The sequence below is a fragment of the Allobosea sp. genome, assembly GCF_030695125.1.
GTDB lineage: Bacteria > Pseudomonadota > Alphaproteobacteria > Rhizobiales > Beijerinckiaceae > Allobosea.
This window is the reverse complement of record NZ_JAUYTP010000008.1, coordinates 19,094-41,035: the sequence shown is the minus strand read 5'-3', so window position 1 is coordinate 41,035 and position 21,942 is coordinate 19,094. Positions and strand designations below refer to the sequence as shown.

Genomic DNA, 21,942 nt, shown 5'->3' with positions numbered 1-21,942 from the left:
GGCCCCGTCACACACCAAACGTTTACCTCTCCGCATTTAAACCTTTTTAGACGGGTCGAATTGCGGGCTGCGGGCGCTTTATCTGCGCGCGCCGGGACGGAATGGAATGGCGGGCGCTCTTAAGGAATGGTGGAACGCCAGACTCAATCGCCCCGGCGAAGGCTTTGACCTGCCCGGCTACAAGTTGCTGGTCAATTCCCTGTTTTCCTCGCCAGCCTCGATCATACCGGGCGGCGTCGCTGGCATCCTGACGCCTTTCCTGTGCTGGATCGCGACCGATGTCGCGATGTTCCTGCATCTGACCTGGCTGGTCATGGCGATCGTCGCGCTGCGTCTGATGACCTTCGTGTCCTATCGCCGCCACGACCATTCACGCGACGGTTATGAGGAAACGCGGCGGTGGGACCGGGACTATTTCCTCGGCGCGACCGCATTCAGCGCCGCTCTCGGCTATAGCTGCTATGCCGCGCTCGCCCATACCGACGATCCGGCGGCGCATATCACCTCCGTCGCTTCGACGATTGCGATCGCCTCGGGCTATGTCTCGCGCAATGCCGGCCGCCCGAAATTCGTGGCGGTTCAGCTGCTGACCTTCTGCGTTCCGATGGCGGTCGGCCTGATCCAGGCGCACAACGTCTATTATCAATATATCGGCTACTTCGCGTTTCTCTACCTGGCGGCCAACATCGCCATCACCAACTCGCTGCATCGCAATCTGCTGGCGCTGAGCGACGCAACCAAGCAGTCCAAAGCGCTCGCCTCGGCGCTGCACTCGCAAAACCTCACGCTCGACGCCGCCTTGAACACCATGATCCATGGGTTGGCGATGTTCGATCGCGACCTCAAACTCGCCGTCAGCAACGCACCGCATCGCGCGCTCTACGGGTTGCCCGAAACGCTTGCCCTGCCGGGAACCCCGATCACTGCGATCGGGCGGTTCCTGATCGAGCGACAGGTCGTTCCTGCCGGCCAGATGCGCGACCTGCGCGAGGCGCTCGCTGAAATCCAGGAGACGCAGCAGACCACCAGCCGCGAGGTCCAGACGCGGGGGGGGCGGGTCCTCGTCGTGACCTTCGCTCCGGCGGCCGAAGGCGGCGTCCTGATGTCGACGGAGGACGCGACCGAACGCAAGGCGACCGAGGCGCGCATCGAGCAGATGGCCCGCTTCGACGAGCTGACCGGGCTCGCCAACCGTTTCGAATACAACAACAACATCGTCGAAGCCTTCGGCAAGCTGGAGCGCACGGGCGATTCCTTCGCGCTGCTCTATGTCGATCTCGACGGCTTCAAGCAGGTCAACGACAGCCTCGGCCACGATATCGGCGATCGCGTCCTGATGGAGACGGCCGAACGCCTTCGCGGCGCGATCCGAAGCAGCGATCTGCTCGCGCGTTTCGGCGGCGACGAGTTCCTGCTGATCCTGCCGGCGGCCAACCATGCCGTTGTCACGGCCATCGCGCAGCGCATGATCGACGCGATGAGCAAGGCCTTCACGCTCGACAACAAGACGGTCTACGTCACCGCCAGCATCGGCATCGCGATGGCGCCCTTCGACGGCGCGACCCCCGCCGATCTCCTGCGCCATGCCGATACGGCGCTCTACAAGGCCAAGGCGGCCGGCCGCAACACGCTGATGTTCTTCAATCCGGGCATGGCCGAGGAGATGCTCGAGCGCCACGAACTCGAGGTCGATCTGCGCAAGGCCTGCGAGGACGGCTCGCTGGAACTGTTCTACCAGCCGATCATCGACCTGCGCAGCGGCGAGGTGGTGTCGCGCGAGGCGCTGATGCGCTGGCGCCATCCGACACGCGGCATGGTGCCGGCCGGCCTGTTCATCCCGGTGGCGGAGCAGTCGGGCCTCATCGCCACGATCGGCGACTGGGCGATCCGGCAGGCCTGCCGGGATGCGGCGACCTGGGAGAAGCATATCGGCGTCTCCGTCAACATCTCGCCGCTGCAGTTCCGCGAGCCCAGGCGCATCGTGGATGCGGTCAAGAACGCACTGATTTCCGCCAACCTGTCCTCGCAACGCCTGACGCTGGAGGTGACGGAGTCGCTGCTGATCGAGGACAACAAGACGACGCTGGGGGTCATCGACGAGTTGCGCACGCTCGGCGTCACCTTCGCGCTCGACGATTTCGGCACCGGCTATTCGTCGCTGGCCTATCTTTCGACCTATCCCTTCGCACAGGTGAAGATCGACCAGAGCTTCACCCGTACGGTCCACTCCAGCGAGGCGTCGAAGGCGATCATCGAGGCGGTCTGCCAGCTTGCGCGCCGCCTTTCCATGAATGTCGTAGTCGAAGGCATCGAGACCGAGCAGCAGCGCATCGCCGTTCAGTTGCTGGGCGCCCAGCGCGCTCAGGGCTATCTCTTCGGCAGGCCCGCGCCGCTGGCGAGCTTCATGGACAAGAGCCGCAACGTCGCCTGAAACGCGCCGCCTCGCCGGCCGTCGACAGACGCTGCCAACGCTTGGGGCACGACAGCTCTTCCGCCTTCCTGACGGCTGCGATCGCTCCCAGGCGGATACGGCCTTGATTCCGCTCATCCGACAACGCATCAGCGGCGTAGATGTCCGTCAGCAACCCGGGAGACAGAATGATCTCGCCCGACGACAGGCTTTCGCCGCCGCAAGGCGCGCTCGACCGATCTGAGATCCTCTTCCAGCCATCGGCATCGGGAGGCCGGCGTGAGTGAGGGTTCGATCCTTCCAGGCAAAGCGGCTGTCCTGACTCCGGATCTCTGCATCATCGGCGCCGGCACGGCCGGACTGGCCGTGGCCACGGCGGCTGCAGCCTTCGGCGTCCCTGTCGTCCTGATCGAGCGCGACAGGATGGGCGGGGAGGTCGCCAGCAGCGCCGTGCGGGCGCTTGCCGCGGCGGGAGCGAGGGCGCAGGCAGTGCGCGACGCCGATGGCTTCGGCCTCGTCACGGCCGAGCCGACCGTCAACGACGCCCGGCTGCACGACCATGTCCAGCATGCCATCGCCGCAGCCGCCCCCAATGCCTCGGCCGAGCGGCTGACGGCCCTGGGCGCCACCGTGATCCGGGGCGAGGCCCGCTTCGTCAGCCGCAGTACGGTGGTGGTCGGCGAGCAGACGATCAAGGCCCGCCGCTTCGTCATCGCGACAGGCGCATGTCACGTCGCCCCCGCCATTGCGGGCTTCGACACGATCCCCTGGCTGACCGCGGCGAGCCTGGCGACCGCGACCCGGCGACCCGAGCGCCTGATCGTGTTCGGCGGTGACGCCACCGGCGTCGCCATCGCGCAGGCGATGGTCCGGCTCGGCAGTGCGGTCACGCTCGTCGACGCCGGCGGGCTGCTGGCAGGCGATGATCCCGAGGCTGTCGCGATCCTGCGCCGAGCGCTGTTGCGGGACGGCGTCGCCCTGCATGAGAACGCGGCGATCCTGAGCGCCCACCCGCGCAAGGGGGGCGTGTCGCTCGTTCTCGCCGGAGAACAAGAAGGCGCCGAGCATGCGATCGAGGGAACGCATCTCCTGCTCGCCACCAGCCGAACCGCAGCCATCGAGGCTCTCGACCTCGAGCTCGCCGGCATCGCCAGCGGCACGGACGGCATCCATGTCGATCGCGGGCTGCGCAGCACCAACCGGCGCGTCTATGCCATCGGCGACTGCGCAGGCGGCCAGGCCGGCAGTGTCGGAGGCGGAGCCGTCGCCGAGGAACAGGCCAGGCTCGTGCTGCGCAACGCCCTGTTCCGTCAGCCCGGACGGTTCGACCGGCGCGCCGCGCCCCGGACGACGCAGACCCAGCCCGCGATCGCCGCCGTCGGCCTGTCCGAGGCCGAGGCCCGCGCCCAGGCCGGCGCGATCCGCGTGCTGCGCTGGCCTTATGCCGAGAGCGAGCGCGCCCAGGCCGAGCGGACGACGGATGGTTTCGTCAAGCTGATCACCAACACCAGGGGCAAGGTGCTCGGCGTCTGCATCGTCGGCGCGCAGGCGGGGGATCTGGTCGCGACCTGGAGCCTCGCCCTGGCAAGCGGCAAGACCGCCCCGGAGATGGCTCAGCTGATCATGCCCCATCCCGCCCTGTCCGAGATCGGCAAGCGCGCCGCCACCTCCTATCTGACGCCCTTGGCGACGAAGCCCTCCTTGCGGCGGCTCATCGGCTTCCTGCGCCGTTTCGGGTAAGGTCGGCACCGATGCAGCCTCACACACCCGATCGGGATCAGCTTTCCATCAGCCTGCCGCGCGGCCTGACGCGGCTTGGGCTGTCGGCGAAGCTGCTCGTGCTGACGGTGCTGTTCGTGATGGTGGCGGAGGTGCTGATCTACCTGCCATCAGTCGCCAATTTCCGGCGCAACTGGCTGAACGACCGTCTCGCGGCGGCACAGATCGCCGTGCTGGTCCTGGAGGGTTCGCCGCAGGAAGGGCTCCCCGAAGGCAGCGAAAACCGCTTGCTGACGGGCGTGGGCGCCCGGGCGATCGCGGCGCGCGTCGGCGGGGCGCGCCGCCTGCTCAGCCTCGATTCGATGCCGCCGGCGGCCGTCTCGCGCACCGTCGACCTGCGCAGCATGGGCTGGGCCAGATCGATCCGCGAGGCGCTGGAGACCATGGTGCTGCCGCCGGCGCCGATGCCCATCCGGGTGATCGGCGAAGCCGTCGGCGGCGCCGACTTCGTCGAGCTCGTCATCGACGAGGCTCCGCTCCGATATGCGATGCTGAAGTTCTCGACCAATCTGCTGCTGATCTCGCTGGTGATCTCGGGGCTGACGGCGGTGGCGGTCTATGTGGCGCTGAACTGGATGATCGTCGGGCCGATCCGCCAGCTCGCCGCCAACGTGATGGAGTTCGAGATCGATCCGGAGAACCCGCACCGGATCATCGAGCCGACGCGCCGCGCCGACGAGATCGGCGAGGCCCAGCGCGCGCTGGCGCGGATGCAGATCACGCTCGCAGACGAATTGCGCGCCAAGAAGCACCTCGCCGAGCTCGGCCTCGCGGTCAGCAAGATCAACCACGATCTGCGCAACATGCTGGCGGCCGCGCAGCTGATGTCGGACCGCCTGACCGAGACCCGCGACGCCAAGATCAAGCGGTTTGCTCCGCGGCTGATCGCGACGCTGGGCCGCGCGATCGAGTTCTGCGAGGCGACGTTGGTTTATGGCCGGGCGGCTGAGGCGACGCCGGTGCTGAAGGATGTGAGCTTGCGCCAGCTCGTGGCGGAACAGGCCGAAATGCTCGGACTGGCCGAGACTGCGCCGGTCAACTTCAACAACGACGTCCCCCACGACATGGTCGCGCCTTGCGACCCCGACCAGATCGCGCGCGTCCTGCTCAATCTGATGCGCAACTCGGTGCAGGCGCTGACCCAGGCTCAGGCCGAGCTCGAAGGGCGGCCGGTGCTCGCCGTCAGGGCGGAGCGCGACAACGGCTCGGTCATCCTGCGCGTCGCCGACAATGGCCCCGGCGTGCCCGAGCGCGCCCGGGCCAATCTGTTCCAGGCGTTTCGTGGTTCGGTGACGCCCGGCGGCACGGGGCTGGGGCTGGCGATTGCGGCCGAGCTGGTGCGGCTCCATGGCGGCACGATCGCGCTGGAGCCGTCCGAGAGCGGTGCGGTGTTCAAGGTGACGCTGCCGGGGCGGCGCGCCGCGGCCGTCTGATCGCCTGTCGGTCTACTGACTCGCCCAGATCACCCGGGCCATGAAGGCGATCTCGGACAGGCCCAGGACGCGGTCGGCATGGTCGGGGTTCAGCGAGGCGAGTTCGACGGTCTTGGCCGTCTGGCGCTTGAGCTGCTTGGCCAGGACCTCGCCCTCGATCGTCTTGACCACGACCCGGTCCCCCCGCCTGACCGTGGCGGTGGGCGAAACGATGATGGTGTCGCCATCGCGATAAAGCGGCAGCATCGAATCGCCGGAGATTTCGAGCGCGTAGGCCTTCTCGTCGGCGACGCCGGGAAATGCGACCTCCTCCCAGCCGGTGCCGACTGGAAAGCCGCCATCGTCGAAGAAGCCGCCGGAACCGGCCTGGGCGAAGCCGATCAGCGGAATCGTGCGCGATGGCGCCGCGCCCCGTCGCATCACCACGCTCATGAACTCGTCGAGCGAGGCGCCGGTCGCCGCGAGGATCTTGGCGATCGATTCGGTCGAGGGCCAGCGCTCGCGCCCATCCGCCCCGACCCGCTTGGAACGGTTGAAGGTGGTCGCGTCGAGCCCGGCCTTGCGCGCCAGCCCCGAGGCTGTGAAACCGTAACGCTGGGCGAGCGCGTCGATCGCGCTCCAGATCTGGTCGTGGGACAGCACCGCGGGAGCCTCGCAGAGATGTTGCCGATCGGCGGGGATAGAAATAGGAAATATCCCCTATATCCTAAGATTTCAATCTGATTTCGATCTGTCGGCGGATAAAAATTGCCCAAAGCTCCTGACAGCCGCTATGTCCTGCGCAACCCCCGTCCGCCGAGGTTCCCGTGCCGCTCATCTACAAGATCTGCCCTGAAGGCCTGTGGCGCGAGGCCGAGGCGTCCGGGCGCTTTGCCGGCGCGGCCATCGACCTGAGCGACGGCTTCATCCATTTTTCGACCGGGGCGCAGTTGCGCGAGACCGCCGAGAAGCACTTTGCCGGACAGCGGGATCTGCTGCTGATCGCGGTCGATGACGAGAGGCTGGGCGAGGCGCTGCGTTACGAGCCTTCGCGCGGCGGCGCCCTGTTTCCGCATCTCTATGCCGCGCTCGATCCCCGGGCCGTGCGCTGGATCGTGCCGCTCGCTGCGGGGCCGGACGGGTTGCACCTGATTTCGGAGGACATCGCGTGATCGGCTCGCTGTTCAACCTCGCCCGGCCGCTGATCCACAAAATGGACGCCGAGACGGCGCATCGGCTTACGGTGGCGGCGCTGGCCGCCGCACCTTCGCTGCGGCCTGGAGCCGACGACCCGGTTCTGGCCACGGAAGCCTTCGGGCTGTCGTTTTCCAACCCGGTCGGGCTCGCGGCGGGCTTCGACAAGCATGCCGAGGCCGTGGACGGCGCGTTGGGACTGGGCTTCGGCTTCGTCGAGGTCGGCGGCGTCACGCCCCTGCCCCAGCCCGGCAATCCCAGGCCACGCGTGTTCAGGCTTGTCGAAGACGCAGCCGTGATCAACCGCTACGGCCTCAACAGCGACGGCATGGAGGTCGTGGCGCAGCGGCTGGCAGCCCGGCGCGCACGGGGCGGCATCGTCGGCGTCAATCTCGGAGCCAACAAGGAATCGGTCGATCGCGCTGCCGATTATGCCGTGCTGACGCGGCGACTGGCGCCGGTCACCGACTTTGTCACCGTCAACGTGTCGTCGCCCAACACGCCGGGCCTGCGCGATCTCCAGGCCGAATCGGCCCTCGACGACCTCATCGCCCGCGCGCTCGAAGCCCGCGACGAGGCCGCGGCCGGGGGCCGGCCGACACCGATGCTGCTCAAGATCGCACCGGACCTGACGCTGCCCGAACTGGACGGCATGGTCGCCGTGGCGCGCAAGCGCGGCATCGACGGCATGATCGTCTCCAACACCACCATCGCCAGATCCCCGACCCTGCGCAGCGCGGCCCGGACCGAGACGGGCGGGCTCTCGGGCAAGCCGCTGTTCGAGGCTTCGACGCGGCTCCTGGCCGAAACCTTCCTGCGGGTCGAGCGTCAGTTCCCGCTGATCGGCGTCGGCGGCATCGATTCGGCGGCGAGCGCCTTCGCCAAGATCCGCGCCGGCGCCGATCTGGTGCAGTTCTATTCGGCCATGGTGTTCCAGGGGCCGGGACTGGTGAAGACGATCAAGGCCGGGCTCGCGGCCGAGGCCCGCAACGCCGGCCTGCCGAGGCTCAGCGCGCTGGTGGGGCGCGATGCCGCCGCGATCGCGCGCGGGGACAAATTGTAGGGCGGCCCCTGGCAGGCACGCGACACCCGGGTCTTGTGGAAGTCGCGGACCTGCCTTATCGCGCGATCACGTTCCTTCGCATGGATGCGCCCGCCTTGCCTCTCCGCCGCAACGGGACGTCATGCGACCGAAGGGCCTGGCCTTGCCTAAACTCGACTGGAAGGCGCTCGTTTCGAGCGCGTCGGCTCCCGCTCTGCTGATCGCCCTGATTCTGGGCGCCATGCTGTGGCACCAGCACGACAGCCTCGAGAGAGTCGTCGAGCGCGACCGCACGACACAGATGCGCCTCGTCGGCTCGCTGCTCGACGCCAATTTCGACCAGGCGGCAAAGTTCTCGCTGGCGCTGGCCGAAACCTTCGCGCGCAATTCGCAGACCCGAGAGGCCCTGGCCGCCGGCGACCGGCCCAGGCTCGAAGCCCTGTCGAAGGACGCCTGGCAGTACCTCAACCGCCAGGCCGGCGTGCAGATCTTCGGCTACCATACGCCTGACCTGCGCTACCTGCTGCGCATGCACCGGCCCGACCAGCATGGCGACGACATTTCGTCATTCCGCGCCATGATCGTCGCCGCAAACAGGCTGCGCCGCTCGCAGACAGGGGTGGAGATCGGCCTTGCGGGGATCGGCATCCGGGGCGTCGCCCCGGTCGAACAGGCCGGGGCGCTGATCGGCAGCGTCGAAGCCGGGCTCGACATCCGCCCGTTGCTCGAACTCGTGAAGGCCTCGACCAATACCGAGATCGCCGTCGTGGCGGCGCACTCGCTGAGCGGGGTCGCGCTCGACCCGAAACTGCCGTCCATCGGCGATCTCACCGTGATGGCCTCGACCAACGAAGCTCTGTTCAGCACGTATCTGCGCGCTTTTCCGACCAAGCCGCTGCGCGATGTGGAGACCGGGACGCGCGCCTTCGCGGGGCGCTCCTACGGCGTCATGGCGCAGCCACTCGTAGATTTTTCCGGTCGCCTGATCGGCATGACGATCATGCTCAAGGACGAGCCGAGTTCGGACTGGCGCCGCCTGACGACCGAGCTCTGGGTGATCGCCCTGTGCGGCGGCATCCTCGCCTTCGTCGGGTTCCTGGTCCTGGCGCGCAAGCGGCGGCAGGACGCATGATCCTCCGTCTCGCCGCCCTGCTGCTGGCCTGCGTCCTCGGGCTCGGCGGGGACGCCGGTGCCCAGGAGACCCCGCCAGGTGCCCGGCAGACCCTACCGCAGGCCGTGGAACTGCCGGTGCGGGTGCGGGTGGCCCTGCGCGTCCTCAACGTGCTGGACATCAAAGAGGTCGCCGGCCAGGGGCGGCTTCAGGTCGAATTGACCCAACGCTGGCACGATCCGCGCCTGGCCTTCGACGCCATTGCGCGCGGCCTCGGCCGGGAAGACCGCGTCGGAGAGGAGGCCGATGAGCACCTCAAGACGATCTGGACGCCGGGCCTCTCGCTCGACAACCAGATCGGCGACAAGGAGTCCCGCACCGTCGCCCTGTCCGTTTATGCCCATGGCGATGTCGTGCTGATCGAGCGTTTCGAAAGCGATTTCCGCTTTCGCATGAACATGGACGCCTTTCCCTTCGACCAGCAGAATCTGACGTTGTCGCTCTCGCTGCCGCGCTATGCCCAGCAGGAGGCGGTGCTGCTGACGACAGAGGCCGACCGGCAGTTTTCCGGGATCGACAACGCACCCTCCGTCGTCGATTGGCGCCCCCTGGGCCTGCGCTTCGCCCATGAGTTGGCGATGGGCTGGAATGCGCGTTCCTACTCCCGGCTGAACGTGACGGTGACGATGGCGCGCGAAGCGCAACGCTATGTGTTGCGCGTCTTCGTCCCGATCATCGCCGTGCTGGCAGTGTCCCTGTTCGTGCTGTGGTCCCCGGGGCTGAAAGAGCAGGACAAGGGCGGCCTGATCTTCTCGTCCCTGCTGGCGCTCGCAGCCATCAGCTTTACCTTCGAATCGAGCTTCCCGGGCTCGATCTCGCTGAACACACCGATCGCGGAAATGATCTCGCTGGGTTACCTCTATCTGGTCGCGGTGCTGATGTTCGAGATCATCCTGTCGGTCGCCGTCGCCAATCCGCGGGGACGCTGGAACGGCGAGGCTGCGGCGCTGCGCCTGCATCTGCGCTGGGCCCTGCCGGCGATCATGCTGATCGTCTGCCTGGGCGCGGCGCTGCGCGCCTTGCCGGGCTGATCAGGCCATGTCGCGGATTCAGCGCCGCGCCGCAAAGAGCCGCGACAGAAGCCAGAGCGGCACCACCAGAAGCGCGCCGGCGATCACCCATTGGCCGACCTCGCGCAGCGCGCCGAAGCCGAGATCGCCGAGCGAGCGCACGAACCGCGCCGCAGCCTCAAAGAGCGCACGCGGCGACAGGCCGAGAAAGGCCATCGCGGCGCCGACCAGCAGCGAAATGAAGATCAGGCGCACCAGCACGCCGAGCGGCGAACCGCCGAGAAAACGTTCGATATTGCCGTTGGCCATGGCCGGTTCTGATCCTCGATCCGCTTCCATCAAGAGCCGTGACGGTTGAACCGGGGCTGAACGGGCTGTCAACTCCGCCGATGCGGAAGACCTCGCGCCAGCGCAGCCCTACGAGGTCGCCGATGCCCCGGCCGTCGCCCAGGCGGTGCCCGCGATCTTGGCAGCGGCGATCACGGCCTGCGTCCGGCTGTCGACGTCGAGCTTGGTCAGGATCGCTGAGACATGCGCCTTGACCGTCGCCTCGGACACGCCGAGCTCATAGGCGATCTGCTTGTTCAGAAGACCCTCCGACAGCATCATCAGCACCCGGACCTGCTGCGGCGTCAGCGTCGAGAGATTGCGGACCATGGTGGCGGTCTCGGCGTCGACGGGCGCGTTAAGGTCGATCCCCGGCGGCGTCCAGACGCCCCCCTCCAGCACGGCGCGGATGGCCTCCCCCATCTGCTCGACATCCGCGGTCTTAGGCAGGAAGCCGAGCGCGCCGAATTCGATACAGCGGCGGATGACGGCCGGATCGTCATTGGCGGACACCACGATGACCGGCACCTCGGGATGGTCGGCGCGGAGGAAGAGCAGCCCCGAGAAGCCCTGCACGCCCGGCATCGTGAGATCGAGCAGAACCAGATCGGCGTCGCCGCCGCCATCGAGTGCAGCGGTCAAGGCCTCGAGCGAGCCGACCTCGCTGACCTCGGCTCCCTCGATCGCCGTGGAGACGGCCTGTTTCAGCGCCCCCCGGAAGAGCGGATGATCGTCCGCGATGACGATCCGAGTCGCAGGCTGCCGTTTCATTGGAACCCATCCTCATGCCCGACGCGCATTGTGACCCAATCGGGGCCTCATTCAAGCATGCCGCGTCGCGACTGCCGATCCGGCGGCTGTGAACCATCCCACGCCGCGGCGCAATCAGCCATTCGGCGGCAGCAGCGCCTCCAGCGCCTCGATGCGGTCGGCCTCGCGGGGCGGCTTGTCCCAGCGGATGCGGCTGATGCGGGGGAAGCGCATCGCGACGCCAGATTTGTGCCGCGTCGAGCGCTGCAGCCCCTCGAACGCCACTTCGAAGACCAACCCGCTCTCGACGGTGTGCGTGACCTCGCGCACGGGCCCAAAGCGATTCAGGGTGTGCTTGCGGACGTAGCGGTCCAGCTCGACCAGTTCCTCGTCGGTGAAACCGAAATAGGCTTTTCCAACCGGGACCAGTTCGTCCGCGCCAGCCTCGCCGGCGCGCCAGACGCCGAAAGTGAAATCGGAATAGAAGGACGAGCGTTTGCCGTGGCCGCGCTGGGCATACATCAGCACACAGTCGACCAGCCGCGCCTCACGCTTCCACTTCCACCAGTAGCCCTTGGGGCGGCCCGGCAGATAGGCCGAGTCGAGCCGCTTGATCATGCAGCCCTCGACGGCCTCGGCGTCAGTGCCGGCACCGGCCGTAGCCGGCTGCGCCCGGGCCTCGGCCAGATCCTCCCAGGTCGAAAAGGCGATCGGGTGCGAGAGATCGACGATCGGGCTGGCGAGCCTGCCGACGAAAGCCTCGAGCCGCTTGCGGCGTTCCGACAAGGGCAAGGCGCGCAGATCCTCCTCGCCATCGACCAGAAGGTCGTAGGCGCGGATGTGCGCGGGGTGCTCGACGAGCATCTTGGCGGTCACGCTCTTGCGATTGAGCCTCTGCTGCAGCGTGTTGAAGCTCTGCACCGCGTCTCCGCGCCGCACGAGCAGTTCGCCATCGATGGCGCCGTCCTGCGTCATCGCCTCGACCACATCGGGAAAGGCAGCGGCGATGTCCTCGCCGGTGCGCGAGAACAGGCGGGTGACGCGCTGCCCGTCGGGCCGCGTGCCGCTGACCGCCTGAACCCGGATGCCATCCCATTTCCACTCGGCCTGGTACACGGCCGGATCCATCTTCTCGAAATCGCCGTCCTCGATCGGATGCGACAGCATCACCGGCCTGAACGGGGCGGGATCCGTCGCTTCGGGCCTCGGCCCGCGCCCTTCGAGCCAGGCGAAGAGCGTTGCGTAGGGCGGCTCCAACCCGTGCCAGACCTGCTCGACCTCGTCGGGGGCGATACCGCCCAGACTCGCGGCCGCCGTCTTGGCGAGCCGCGCCGACACGCCGATGCGCAAGCTACCGGTGATGAGCTTGAGCAGCGCCCAGCGCCCGTTCTCGTCGAGCGCGTCGAGCCAGGAGGCGACGAGGCGCGGCAGTTCGGCCTTGCCGGCGCTGCGCAGGCCTTCGACGACGTCGGGGAGATGCGGCACGGCGTTGGCGCCATGCATCGCGGGCCACATCAGCGCCACCGTCTCGGACAGATCGCCGACATAGTCGTAGGACAGCGCAAAGAGCGCAGGGTCGGTGCGTGCAGCGATCAGCGCGCGGACCAGCCCGGCCTTGGCGTTGGGGAAAACCAGACCGCCCGTCATCGCCGCCAGCGCCAGTCCGCGATCGGGGTCGGGCGTCGTACGCAGGTAGTCCGCGATCAGCGCCAGCTTGGCGTTGCGGCGCGGTTCATAGGCCAGCCGATCGAGCAGCCAGGCAAAACGGTTCACGGCGTTGCCTCCCGGCGGGACCGGACCCGGGGGCATGCGAGTGGGCAGGTGCGGCGCATCATTCAGTTTCCGTTCATGAAAGGGCCGGCAGGCTCTCGGACCGAACGGGAGATCGACTGCCGATGCGCTCTGCGATGCGGATTCTGGCCTTGAACCTCATCGCGGTGGCGTCTCTGGCGGGTGCCGCCCAGGCCGGCGCCTTTGTCTGCCGCGAAACGCCGATCGTCACCGCGACCGAAAGACTGAATGGGCTCGCCCCCAAGATCGCGGCAGGCGGAAAGCTCGACATCCTCGCGATCGGCTCGTCCTCGACCGAAGGTGTCGGAGCCTCGACGCGCGAGAAGAGCTATCCCTCGCGGCTGCAGGCCCTGCTGACGGCAGCCTGGCCGCGCGTGCAGGTCACGGTCGCCAATGCCGGCATCGGCGGTGAAGTCGCTCCGCAAACGCTGGCACGCCTGAAGCAGGCGCTGACCGAGCGGCGCTACGATCTCGTGATCTGGCAGGTCGGCACCAATGACGCGGTCCGGGGCGGCGACATGGCCGCCTTCAAGGCGATGGTCAGCGACGGCATCGCCCTGGTGCGTCAGGCGGGGCCGAGCCTGGCCCTGCTCGACCCGCAATTCTTCCCCGGCATCCGCGAACCCGCCCGCTACCGCGCCTATGTCGAGGCCATCGGCACCATCGCCAAGGGCCAGAGCGTTCCGGTGTTCACGCGCTACGACACGATGCGCGAATGGCATGCCGCCGACGAGCGGGCTTTCGCGGCCGCGCTGGCTCCCGACAGCTTCCACATGAGCGATGCCGGCTATGACTGCCTTGCCCGCGACATGGCCGCCGGGCTTGTCTCGCTGACCGCCACGGGACGCCCAATCGTGGCGCAAGGCCGCTAGCCCGGCATCAGACCGCGGTCGCATCGGCGGCCTCCAACGACGCATCCGCTCCCGACGATTCCGCTTCGCCCTCGTCGCCATAGCCGACGAGATGCAGCGGCCTGGCTTTCAGGCCCACCGTGCCGCACCAATGCACGAGCGCCTCGGCCTCGCCATGCGTGACCCAGATCTCCCCGGCCTGCGTCTCGCGGATCGTCGCCTGAAGATCGTCCCAATCGGCATGGTCCGAGACGATCAGCGGGAGTTCCACGCCCTTCTGCCGGGCGCGGGCGCGGATGCGCATCCAGCCCGAGGCGAAGCTCGTGACCGGATCGGGAAACTTGCGGGCCCAGACGTCCTGGATCGCGCTCGGCGGGCAGATCACGATCTCGCCGCCCAGGCTCTTGCGCTCCGCGGCGGCGACCTTGCGGATCTCGCCGAGAACGGCTCCCTCCGAGAGGTAGAAATCCGTCAGTTTCTCCATGGCGCCATGGACATGGATCGGGCGCTCATAGCCGGCCTCACGGATCAGGGCCATGACGCGCTGGGCCTTGCCGAGCGAATAGGCGCCGACGATATGCGTCCGCTCGGGAAAGACGCGCACCGATTCCAGCAGCTTGGCGACTTCGCCATGCGCCGGCGGATGCCGAAAGACCGGCAGGCCGAAGGTCGCCTCGGTAATGAAGACATCGCAACGCACGGGCTCGAACCCTGCGCAGGTCGGGTCGCGCTCGCGCTTGTAATCACCGGAGACGACGATCCGAAGGCCGCCGGATTCGACCACGATCTGCGCCGAGCCGAGCACATGGCCCGCCGGAACGAAGGTGAAATCGACCGCGCCGATGCGCGTGGTCTCGCCGATCACAGCCTCCTGCCGCTCGCCCGTGAAGCCCTCGCCATAGCGCAGGGCCATGATCGCGAGCGTTTCGCGCGTCGCCAGCACGGCGCCATGGCCGGCGCGGGCATGGTCGGAATGGCCGTGCGTGATCAGCGCCCGATCCACCGGCCGGACGGGGTCGATGTAGATGTCGGCCGGTGGACACCAGAGTCCGGCCGGCGTCGGAAACAGCAGTTCGGACGGTCGCAGGCTTGGTGCAGGGCGCAGTCTGGCCAGTGTCATGCTCCTCAGATAGACCCTCTGCCATGATCGAAAAGGGCTCCACCGCACATTCCGCCGGCTCGGGCGATCCCACACTCGACCGGCGCTATGCCTGGGCCGAGGCTGCGTTCAAGGAGGGCGACGCTCAGGCCTGCGTCGAGATCCTCGACCAGACGCTGGCGCAGGCCTACCATTTCACGGCCGCCTGGCATCTCTACGGGCTGGCGCAGGAGGCGCTCGGCCACCGAGAGGAGGCCGCGACCGCCTGGCGGCAATGTCTCGATCTCGACCCCAACGACCATTTCGGCGCGCGGCTCGATCTCGCCCGCATCGGCGCCATGCCTGCCGAGGACGCGACCTCCGAGAACTTTTCGGGCACGCTGTTCGACGCCTATGCCGAGCGCTTCGACAGCCATCTCACGCAGGCTCTGCACTACAACGCCCCCACCCTGTTGATGGCCGCGCTCACGACCGCCTGCGACAACGCCGGCCGGGCCCTTCGGTTCGACACGGTGCTCGATCTCGGTTGCGGCACCGGGCTGATGGGCGAAGCGATCCGCAACGAGGCCGGCTTTCTCGCCGGCTGCGATGTCTCGCCGCGCATGATCGAGCGGGCGCGGGCGAAGACGACGGATGCTGGCGGGCCTCTCTACGACAAACTGGCCGTCGCCGGGTTGACCGCCTTCCTGTCGAGCCGTCCGGATGCCAGCGTCGATCTCGTCCTCGCAGCCGATGTCTTCGTCTATCTCGGCGACTTGCGCCCGGCCTTTGCGCAAACGTCCCGCGTGCTGAAGCGCGGCGGGCTCTTCGCTTTCACCGTCCAGAGCCATGACGGCGAAGGCGTCGTCGTCGGGGCGGATCGGCGGTTCGCGCATGGTGAATCCTGGCTGCGACAGCGGCTTGCCGAGACGGGGCTTCGCATCGTCGCGCTGGAGCCCGCCAGCACGCGGCAGGATCGCGACATCGCTGTGCCAGGGCTGCTGGTGGTGGCGGAGCGGGGGTAGTGCGCGGGCCTTTCGGGCTCTCGTCGCAACAGCGGCAGCAGCGCGCTCCTTTCGTTGTGTGGCGGCGCCGGGACGCTCAATTCCCGCCCTGACAGGCCACCGGCTCGACTCCCCACCCTGCCGCAGCGAGACGGCCGGTGGCGGTGAGTGCGTAGACGCCGCGTTCGGCGCGCTCGAACCAGCCATAGACGTTGCGGTGCAGAATCTTCTGCGCGTCGGGAAACAGCGGCTTGAGGTCGCGCGGTCGCTGCGGTGCCGACATCATCGCGGCCGCGCAGCCGAGAGCTTGCTGGCGGTAGGCGGTCATGACGGGTGTGCGCGTGCCGCCGCCGACCGACGGATCGCCCCGTCGCCGCCTGTGCTCCTCCACGAGACGCGACCGACGGCGCGGGTCCTTGCGGGGGATTGGCGCCACCGGCGAAACGAGGACCTCGACGCCGCCGGAGCCGTCGACGCCCAGAAGTCCAAAACCCAGGCGCCGACACAAGGCGCGGTATCGCGAATCGCTTTCGCGGCCCTTGCCGCGCGCGGAGAGCCTGGCCGCCAGCCAGATCTCGTCGCCGACACTCATCCGGTCGACGCCCTGGAGGATGAGCTCCAGATTGAAGGTCAGTTTCAGTTCGCCGATCACGACCACGGTCGGATCCTCGTCGCGGAGACCGACGAGATCGCAATGCCCGACCTCGCCCTTGACGGCGTAGCCCAGGCTTTCGAGGAAGGTCTTGACGGGCAGGTAAAGCGACGTTTCCACGAGGGCCTCCAATCACAAGCCTCAGCTATGACCGATAGTGGTTTCGCGGAGGCAAATAGGGCAGGCGATGCGCGCCTTTTCCCCGAGGCGTTCGCCAGCCGCTCGACAATGGTCGAGGTCGCTTCCAGCGCGCACCGCAAGGTCACCGGTGGCCGCTGTGTGGAGCCGTTCCGCGAGAGGCGCACACCGCGCCCTCATTCCCCTTTCGTTCCCCTGCGTCTCATCCTATCTCTGGGGGGATGCCAGCCCCCTCCCCGCTCCCGCCCGCTTTCGACGATTGGTTCGCAAGCCGCGGCTGGACTGCGCGTCCCCATCAGCTCGCGCTGCTCGACGCGGCGCGCGCCGGGCGCTCGACGCTGCTGGTCGCGCCGACCGGCGCCGGCAAGACGCTGGCGGGATTTCTGCCCTCGCTTGTCGAATTGACCGAGCGGTCAGGCAAGCGCGAGGGCCTGCATACGCTCTACATCTCGCCGCTGAAGGCGCTCGCCGTCGATATCGCCCGGAATCTCGACGCGCCGATCCGCGAGATGGGCTTGGCCAGCACGGTCGAGACCCGCACCGGCGACACCTCCGCCGCCAAGCGCACCCGCCAGATGCAGCGCCCGCCCGACATCCTGCTGACGACGCCCGAGCAGCTCGCGCTCCTGGTCTCGCATCGCGACGCCGCGCCCTTCTTCTCCAGTCTGCGCCGGATCGTGCTCGACGAACTTCATGCGCTCGTCACCTCCAAGCGCGGCGACCTGCTTTCGCTCGACCTGGCACGCCTGCGCAGCCTCGCTCCGCAGGTCAGCGCCGTCGGGCTGTCTGCGACGGTGCGCGAGCCGGCGGACCTGCAGCGCTTCCTCGGCGGCAGCGAGACGCCGGCCGGGCTGGTGACGGTGAAGGGCGGGGCGGCGGCGCGCATCGGCATCCTGCAGACGCCAACACGACTGCCGATGGCCGGCCACACCACCGGCCATGCGATGGGCGCGATCTACGAGGCGATCAAGGCGCACAAGCTGACGCTGGTCTTCGTCAATACGCGCATGCAGGCGGAATTCGCCTTCCAGGCACTGTGGACGATTAACGACGACAACCTGCCGATCGCGCTGCATCACGGCTCGCTCGACGCCACGCAGCGTCGCAAGGTCGAGGCGGCGATGGCCGAGGGGCGGCTGAAGGCGGTCGTCTGCACGGCGACGCTCGACCTCGGCATCGACTGGGGCGATGTCGACCTCGTCGTCAATATCGGTGCGCCCAAGGGGGCAAGCCGGCTGATGCAGCGCATCGGCCGCTCCAACCACCGCATGGACGAGCCCTCGCAGGCGCTGCTGGTGCCCTCCAACCGCTTCGAGCTGCTGGAGTGCCGCGCCGCGCTCGATGCCGTGGCCGAGGCCGCGCAGGACACGGCGGATGCCCGCATCGGCGCGCTCGACGTGCTGGCCCAGCATGTGCTCGGCGTCGCCTGCTCGGACGGCTTCGAAGCGGACGCGCTCTATGCCGAGATCTGCACCGCCTCGCCCTATGCGGGGCTCGCGCGTGCAGATTTCGATGCGGTGGTCCATTTCGTCGCGACCGGCGGCTACGCGCTGAAAAGCTATGAGCGCTTCGCCAAACTGCGGCAGGACAAGGCCGGGCACTGGCGCGCCAGCAACGCCAAGATCATCCAGCAATACCGCATGAATGTCGGCACCATCGTCGAATCGACCATGCTCAAGGTCCGGCTCGGACGCGGTCGCGCGGGCAAGCCGGGCGAGCCTTCGCGGGTGACCCGCGGCGGCCGGATTCTCGGCGAGGTCGAGGAGTATTTCGCGGAGACGATGACGCCGGGCGACACCTTCATCTTCGCCGGCGAGATCCTGCGTTTCGAGGGCATCGCCGGCAACGAGGCAATCTGCTCGCGCGCGCCGCCCGGCACCGACCCGAAGATCCCCTCCTACAATGGAGGCAAGTTCCCGCTCTCGACCTTTCTCGCCGCCCGCGTGCGCGCCATGCTGGCCAATCCCGGGGAATGGGACAGCCTGCCCGAGGAGGTCTCGTCCTGGCTGCACGCCCAGCGCCTGAAGTCGCGTCTGCCCCAGCCCGGCGAGCTCCTGGTCGAGACCTTTCCGCGCGGGGGGCGGTTCTATCTCGTCGCCTATCCCTTCGAGGGGCGGCTGGCGCATCAGACGCTCGGCATGCTGCTGACGCGCCGGCTCGAGCGCGCGAAGATGCGGCCGCTCGGCTTCGTCTGCAATGATTACGGCATGGCCTGCTGGGGGCTCGGCGACATGTCCGCCGCGATCGCGCGCGGGGCCTTGAGCCTCGACGAGCTGTTCTCGCAGGACATGCTGGGCGACGACCTCGAGGAGTGGCTGGCGGAATCGGCGCTGATGAAGCGCACCTTCCGGCAATGCGCCGTGATCGCCGGCCTGATCGAGCGGCGCTTTCCGGGCCAGGAGAAGAACGGCCGCCAGGTCACGATGTCGACCGACCTCGTCTACGACGTGCTGCGGCGGCACGAGCCGGAGCACGTGCTGCTCAAGGCCACACGCGCGGATGCCGCGACGGGCTTGCTCGACATCAAGCGGCTGGGCCAGATGCTGACACGAATCAGCGGGCGAATCGTGCATCAGCCGCTGGATCATGTGTCGCCGCTGGGCGTCTCCGTCATGCTCGAGATCGGCCGCGAGGCAGTCTATGGCGAGGCGGCCGATGAGATCCTGGCGGAGGCCGAGGCGATGCTGACCGAAGAGGCGATGGCGTGAACGCAGTGGCGGCGAGCGACCGGGCACCGGCCGAGGCAGTCTTCCTGCTCGGCCGGCTCGTGGTCGTTCCCGATCATTCGGGCGCGCTCTGGCTGCCCGACGAGCGCACGCTCGTCGTCGCCGACCTGCATCTGGAAAAAGGCTCCTCCTATGCGCGGCGCGGCGTCTTCCTGCCGCCCTATGATTCGGCGGCGACGCTGGCCACGCTATCAGCCGCGATCGCCCGCCATGCGCCGACCCGCGTCATCGCGCTCGGCGACAGCTTCCACGACCGCGAGGCGGACATCCGCCTCGGCGAGGACAACCGCGCGACGCTGCAGCGGCTGCAGGCGGGCCGCGACTGGCTCTGGGTGACCGGCAATCACGACCCGCAGATCGGCGCGGCGATGGGAGGCGACAGCGCCGCGACGGTCGATCTGCGCGGCGTCACCCTGCGCCATGAGCCCGATGCGCAGGAGACGGGCTTCGAGATCGCCGGCCATCTCCACCCGGCCGCCAAAATCAGGATGCGCGGGCGGGCGCTGCGGCGGCGCTGCTTCGCGCTCTCGGCGCGGCGCTGCGTCATGCCGGCGATGGGCGCATATGCCGGCGGGCTGAACCTGCGCGACGAAGCCTTTCGCCCGCTGCTGGGGCCGGGCTTCAGCGCCCATCTGATGGGCGATGCGCGCCTCTTCCGCATCGACCCGCGCCTGCTGCTGCCCGACTGAGACAGGCCGGCCGTCCCCGCCGGACCTTGCTTCACCGCGCCCCACCCGCACCGGCGCCGACCGCGTTGCGGCAGCCCCGCGACTGCCCCGCCCGGCAATATCGTCGTGCGGAGCGACGAGACGGGTTGCGTCGGCCCGGGGCTTGTGGCATCAGGACGCCGCTTCGGAACGACGCCCGCCTGTCCTCGCCTTGCGCGACCGCCAGACGCCAAGGCCGACGATCCTGCTGCGGTAGCTCAGTGGTAGAGCACACCATTGGTAATGGTGAGGTCGAGAGTTCAATCCTCTCTCGCAGCACCAGCCCATCTCCTTGATGTGGCTGAGGCATTGGCGAATAAAGGCTTCCGTCCATTCTGACGTTACAAAACCTGTAACAAATCAGATCGAAGTCCATGGCCGCCAAGCACCCATATCTGCTCGATGGTGATGGCCGGTTCTTCGTCAGGATCGCGATCTCGAGAGAGCTTTGACCCTCCTTGGAAGGCAAGGGCGAGCTCCGATCGGCGCTGGGCCATGATTGTGAGGGTGTCGCCGAGAAGCGCCCCGGAGCAGTTCCGGAAGTCGACTGACGCGTCGCGATCGTGACGCAAACCGCTGGTTGCACCGTTCAAGAGGCGCCCTTCAACGTCGATATTACCACGCCAATCGTCTTCGCGTGGGCGCGGCGTCCGACACGCACCACGAGGCCGTTAGACGCGATCTCGATCCAGCCGCTCGAGCGAGCAATGGCGCTGCGACGACGCGTTGCCGGCCGTCGCAGGGGCCAGCCTGACTGCCGCGACTGACCGAGATCTGTCAGGCCGTCACGAGCGCGCAGCGCGGCGCTGCTGTCGAGCCTCGCAGCAGAAGGCCCGGCGCGAGCATGACGCGGCAGGGGCGTTCGGATTGCTGGTCCGATGCCGTCTTCCGAAACAGGAAATCCGTTGCCGCCATCGCGAGCTCGCGCACCGGCAGCGCGATGGTGGTCAGGCCGTTGCCGCACCAGCGCAGCGTCGGGCTGTCGCTGAAGCCGACGAATGACAACTCGGACGGGATGTCGACGCCCGCGGCGCGCGCGCAATCATAGGCGCCGATGCTCATCCGGGCGCCGGCCGTGACGACCGCGGTCGGTCGCTGCGGCTCCGCGAGGATCGCCTGCATCGCGGCGAAGCCGAATTCGGTGTCGCAGCTGCCCGCCTTGACCAGCCTGTCGTCGATGGCGATGCCGGCGTCCTGCAGGGTCCGGCGAAAGCCCTCGAGCCGGTCGCGCCCGGTCGAGATCGCGACCGTCGAGCCGATATAGGCGATGCGCCGGTGGCCGAGATCGATCAGATGGCGCGCCGCCAGGCGCATGGCCTCGCCATCCTCGATGCCGAACCAGTCCGACTCCACCTTGGCGCAGTTGCGCACGAACTGGACATGCGGCGTCGCCCGCATCAGGCGCAGCGTCTCCTGCGCCGGCGTGACGCTGGGAATGATGATGAAACCCAACGCCCGGGCCGAGCGCAGATTGCGCAGATGCTCAAGCTCCAGCTTGGGATCGTCGTCGGTGACCGCGAGCACGAGCTGGTGGCCCCGCTCCTGGCAGCAATCGGCAATCGCCTTGGCTGCGGTGGAATAAAAATCGTTGCGGATGTCGGGCACGATCAGCCCGACGATCGAACTCGTACCGCTGCGCATGGCCCGGGCCGCGAGATCGACGACGTAGCCGAGCCGCTCGGCCGCCGAGACCACCCGCGCCCGCGTCTCGCGGCTGATCCGCGGCGAATCCGCCAGCGACCGCGCGACCGTCGAGACGGACAGCTCCAGCTCGGCCGCGATGTCCTTCATGGTGGGAGGGCGCTTCATCGGCCATGCCTCGTCGGAGCACGCCCCGAATTGCGCAATCGATTGCGCTCTCTATTGCATAGACCATCGCGGCGTGCCTGCAAAGCAAGCG

The 21,942-nt window shown here is 68.0% G+C and carries 18 protein-coding genes and 1 tRNA gene; 12 read left to right on the top strand and 7 right to left on the bottom strand.

Going from position 1 to position 21,942, the window contains the following annotated elements; all coding sequences use genetic code 11:
• Positions 1-106 precede the first annotated feature (106 nt).
• From Q8S38_RS01500 to Q8S38_RS01490, 3 genes are all read left to right on the top strand, one after another.
• Positions 107-2,431 (top strand): putative bifunctional diguanylate cyclase/phosphodiesterase, encoded by a 2,325-nt coding sequence (locus Q8S38_RS01500; protein ID WP_305678648.1) that lies wholly within the window; start codon positions 107-109, stop codon positions 2,429-2,431.
• Between the two features lie 258 nt (positions 2,432-2,689).
• A complete protein-coding gene (locus Q8S38_RS01495; RefSeq protein ID WP_305678647.1) occupies positions 2,690-4,150 on the top strand; it encodes a dihydrolipoyl dehydrogenase family protein in 1,461 nt (486 codons plus the stop codon).
• Positions 4,151-4,161: 11 nt separating this feature from the next.
• Positions 4,162-5,622 (top strand): sensor histidine kinase, encoded by a 1,461-nt coding sequence (locus tag Q8S38_RS01490; protein ID WP_305678646.1) that lies wholly within the window; start codon positions 4,162-4,164, stop codon positions 5,620-5,622.
• Positions 5,623-5,634: 12 nt separating this feature from the next.
• Here Q8S38_RS01490 and Q8S38_RS01485 read toward each other — a convergent pair whose 3' ends face one another.
• Positions 5,635-6,264, bottom strand: coding sequence for a S24 family peptidase (locus Q8S38_RS01485; protein WP_305678645.1), 630 nt, complete (start codon positions 6,262-6,264; stop codon positions 5,635-5,637).
• A gap of 164 nt (positions 6,265-6,428) precedes the next feature.
• Here Q8S38_RS01485 and Q8S38_RS01480 point away from each other — a divergent pair, with 164 nt between their 5' ends.
• The 4 genes from Q8S38_RS01480 (at position 6,429) to Q8S38_RS01465 (ending at position 10,039) form a co-directional block, all read left to right on the top strand.
• Entirely contained in the window at positions 6,429-6,773 is a 345-nt protein-coding gene (locus tag Q8S38_RS01480) for a DUF952 domain-containing protein (protein ID WP_305678644.1), read from the top strand.
• The gene (locus tag Q8S38_RS01475; RefSeq protein WP_305678643.1) at positions 6,770-7,858 is read left to right on the top strand and encodes a quinone-dependent dihydroorotate dehydrogenase; all 1,089 of its coding nucleotides are present in this window, start codon (positions 6,770-6,772) and stop codon (positions 7,856-7,858) included. Before Q8S38_RS01480 ends, Q8S38_RS01475 begins: the two co-directional genes overlap by 4 nt.
• 121 nt (positions 7,859-7,979) lie before the next feature.
• Complete coding sequence (locus Q8S38_RS01470; RefSeq protein WP_305678642.1) at positions 7,980-8,969, top strand: cache domain-containing protein; 990 nt, start codon at positions 7,980-7,982, stop codon at positions 8,967-8,969.
• Positions 8,966-10,039: a ligand-gated ion channel gene (locus Q8S38_RS01465; RefSeq protein WP_305678641.1), complete on the top strand. Its 1,074-nt coding sequence runs from the start codon at positions 8,966-8,968 to the stop codon at positions 10,037-10,039. Before Q8S38_RS01470 ends, Q8S38_RS01465 begins: the two co-directional genes overlap by 4 nt.
• Positions 10,040-10,057: 18 nt before the next feature.
• Here the strand turns inward: Q8S38_RS01465 and Q8S38_RS01460 are convergent, their stop codons facing one another.
• From Q8S38_RS01460 to Q8S38_RS01450, 3 genes are all read right to left on the bottom strand, one after another.
• Positions 10,058-10,327: a DUF6460 domain-containing protein gene (locus Q8S38_RS01460; RefSeq protein WP_305678640.1), complete on the bottom strand. Its 270-nt coding sequence runs from the start codon at positions 10,325-10,327 to the stop codon at positions 10,058-10,060.
• 108 nt (positions 10,328-10,435) lie between these two features.
• Positions 10,436-11,116, bottom strand: coding sequence for a response regulator (locus Q8S38_RS01455; protein WP_305678639.1), 681 nt, complete (start codon positions 11,114-11,116; stop codon positions 10,436-10,438).
• Between the two features lie 114 nt (positions 11,117-11,230).
• Entirely contained in the window at positions 11,231-12,868 is a 1,638-nt protein-coding gene (locus tag Q8S38_RS01450) for a cisplatin damage response ATP-dependent DNA ligase (protein ID WP_305678638.1), read from the bottom strand.
• 122 nt (positions 12,869-12,990) lie between these two features.
• Between Q8S38_RS01450 and Q8S38_RS01445 the strand changes: the two genes are divergently transcribed.
• Complete coding sequence (locus Q8S38_RS01445; protein ID WP_305678637.1) at positions 12,991-13,758, top strand: SGNH/GDSL hydrolase family protein; 768 nt, start codon at positions 12,991-12,993, stop codon at positions 13,756-13,758.
• Between the two features lie 7 nt (positions 13,759-13,765).
• On the opposite strand, the gene Q8S38_RS01440 is transcribed toward Q8S38_RS01445, so the two are convergent.
• Positions 13,766-14,857 (bottom strand): ligase-associated DNA damage response exonuclease, encoded by a 1,092-nt coding sequence (locus Q8S38_RS01440; protein WP_305678636.1) that lies wholly within the window; start codon positions 14,855-14,857, stop codon positions 13,766-13,768.
• 23 nt (positions 14,858-14,880) lie between these two features.
• On the opposite strand from Q8S38_RS01440, the gene Q8S38_RS01435 reads away from it, so the two are divergent.
• A complete protein-coding gene (locus Q8S38_RS01435; RefSeq protein WP_305678635.1) occupies positions 14,881-15,840 on the top strand; it encodes a class I SAM-dependent DNA methyltransferase in 960 nt (319 codons plus the stop codon).
• Between the two features lie 76 nt (positions 15,841-15,916).
• Here Q8S38_RS01435 and Q8S38_RS01430 read toward each other — a convergent pair whose 3' ends face one another.
• Entirely contained in the window at positions 15,917-16,591 is a 675-nt protein-coding gene (locus Q8S38_RS01430; RefSeq protein ID WP_305678899.1) for a DUF2161 domain-containing phosphodiesterase, read from the bottom strand.
• Positions 16,592-16,830: 239 nt separating this feature from the next.
• On the opposite strand from Q8S38_RS01430, the gene Q8S38_RS01425 reads away from it, so the two are divergent.
• The 3 genes from Q8S38_RS01425 (at position 16,831) to Q8S38_RS01415 (ending at position 20,324) form a co-directional block, all read left to right on the top strand.
• Positions 16,831-19,317, top strand: coding sequence for a ligase-associated DNA damage response DEXH box helicase (locus Q8S38_RS01425; protein WP_305678634.1), 2,487 nt, complete (start codon positions 16,831-16,833; stop codon positions 19,315-19,317).
• A complete protein-coding gene (gene pdeM / locus Q8S38_RS01420; RefSeq protein WP_305678633.1) occupies positions 19,314-20,024 on the top strand; it encodes a ligase-associated DNA damage response endonuclease PdeM in 711 nt (236 codons plus the stop codon). Before Q8S38_RS01425 ends, pdeM begins: the two co-directional genes overlap by 4 nt.
• A 225-nt stretch (positions 20,025-20,249) precedes the next feature.
• Positions 20,250-20,324 (top strand) — tRNA-Thr (locus tag Q8S38_RS01415).
• A 495-nt stretch (positions 20,325-20,819) separates the two neighbouring features.
• Here the strand turns inward: Q8S38_RS01415 and Q8S38_RS01410 are convergent.
• Positions 20,820-21,851 (bottom strand): LacI family DNA-binding transcriptional regulator, encoded by a 1,032-nt coding sequence (locus Q8S38_RS01410; protein WP_305678632.1) that lies wholly within the window; start codon positions 21,849-21,851, stop codon positions 20,820-20,822.
• Positions 21,852-21,942: the final 91 nt, after the last annotated feature.

Bases quoted from the DNA above. Each gene is read 5' to 3' on its own strand.
- Q8S38_RS01410 (WP_305678632.1), bottom strand. From the start codon at position 21,851: ATGAAGCGCCCTCCCACCATGAAGGACATCGCGGCCGAGCTGGAGCTG.
- Q8S38_RS01465 (WP_305678641.1), top strand. From the start codon at position 8,966: ATGATCCTCCGTCTCGCCGCCCTGCTGCTGGCCTGCGTCCTCGGGCTC.
- Q8S38_RS01490 (WP_305678646.1), top strand. From the start codon at position 4,162: ATGCAGCCTCACACACCCGATCGGGATCAGCTTTCCATCAGCCTGCCG.
- Q8S38_RS01455 (WP_305678639.1), bottom strand. From the start codon at position 11,116: ATGAAACGGCAGCCTGCGACTCGGATCGTCATCGCGGACGATCATCCG.
- Q8S38_RS01425 (WP_305678634.1), top strand. From the start codon at position 16,831: ATGCCAGCCCCCTCCCCGCTCCCGCCCGCTTTCGACGATTGGTTCGCA.
- Q8S38_RS01440 (WP_305678636.1), bottom strand. From the start codon at position 14,857: ATGACACTGGCCAGACTGCGCCCTGCACCAAGCCTGCGACCGTCCGAA.
- Q8S38_RS01470 (WP_305678642.1), top strand. From the start codon at position 7,980: ATGCGACCGAAGGGCCTGGCCTTGCCTAAACTCGACTGGAAGGCGCTC.
- Q8S38_RS01500 (WP_305678648.1), top strand. From the start codon at position 107: ATGGCGGGCGCTCTTAAGGAATGGTGGAACGCCAGACTCAATCGCCCC.
- Q8S38_RS01435 (WP_305678635.1), top strand. From the start codon at position 14,881: ATGATCGAAAAGGGCTCCACCGCACATTCCGCCGGCTCGGGCGATCCC.
- Q8S38_RS01445 (WP_305678637.1), top strand. From the start codon at position 12,991: ATGCGCTCTGCGATGCGGATTCTGGCCTTGAACCTCATCGCGGTGGCG.
- Q8S38_RS01460 (WP_305678640.1), bottom strand. From the start codon at position 10,327: ATGGCCAACGGCAATATCGAACGTTTTCTCGGCGGTTCGCCGCTCGGC.